Raw genomic sequence first — 799 nt, forward strand, 5'->3', positions numbered from 1 at the left:
AGCAATCTTCGGGAAAAGCTTGCAGGAACCTTGCGGCTTCCTAAAAACCCTGCCGGAAAGTAGAGAACATCGGACAACAAAGACCCGCTCACACGGGCTTCACGAAACGGAAAACAATCATGGGTCTCAGCCTGACAACCACCACCGGCAAAGTCATCGCCTCCCTGGCCCTGGTCGGCACCGCAGCCGGCGTGGCAGGACTGGGAACCTACGGCGCCTTCACCTCCAGCACCTCCGCCAGCAACACCGTCGCCTCCGGCATCGTGAACATCGCCCTGGGCGCCACCGGCACCACCAACCGCCTCAGCGTCGCAGCCTCCGGCCTGGTCCCCGGCGACACCGTCCAACGCGTCGCCACCCTGACCAACGCCACCGGAAACCAAAACCTCTCCGCGATCACCCTCACCACCACCGCCGCCCCGACCTCCCTGCTGGACACCAACACCACCATGGGCCTGCAGGTCACCGTCGACGCCTGCTCCGTCCCCTGGACCGAAGCCGGCACCGCCCCCGCCTACACCTACACCTGCTCCGGCACCACCACCTCCGTCCTGGCCTCCCGCCCCGTCATCGGCGCCAACACGGCCCTGGCCAACCTCACCTCCGTCACCGCCGGACACACCGACAACCTCCGCGTCACCCTCACCCTGCCCGCCACCGCGGACAACACCCTCCAAAACCAGACCAGCACCATCGCCTTCAACTTCACCGGCAACCAGCGCACCGCCACCAACCAGTAACACCCCACCCCAGCCGCCCTCCGCCGTCGAGCCCCCCATGCACCGACGGCGGAGGGCTT

At 66.8% G+C, this 799-nt stretch carries 1 protein-coding gene; it reads left to right on the plus strand.

Annotated features, from left to right (window positions below; translation table 11 throughout):
* Window positions 1–119 precede the first annotated feature (119 nt).
* Complete coding sequence (locus tag L0B83_RS19605) at window positions 120–740, plus strand: TasA family protein (RefSeq protein WP_234760238.1); 621 nt, start codon at window positions 120–122, stop codon at window positions 738–740.
* Window positions 741–799 lie beyond the last annotated feature (59 nt).

The organism is Arthrobacter alkaliphilus, assembly GCF_021483235.1.
GTDB classification, from domain to species: Bacteria; Actinomycetota; Actinomycetes; order Actinomycetales; family Micrococcaceae; genus Arthrobacter; species Arthrobacter alkaliphilus.

Excerpts from the sequence above, each read along its gene's own strand:
- L0B83_RS19605 (WP_234760238.1), top strand. The coding sequence starts at position 120 with ATGGGTCTCAGCCTGACAACCACCACCGGCAAAGTCATCGCCTCCCTG.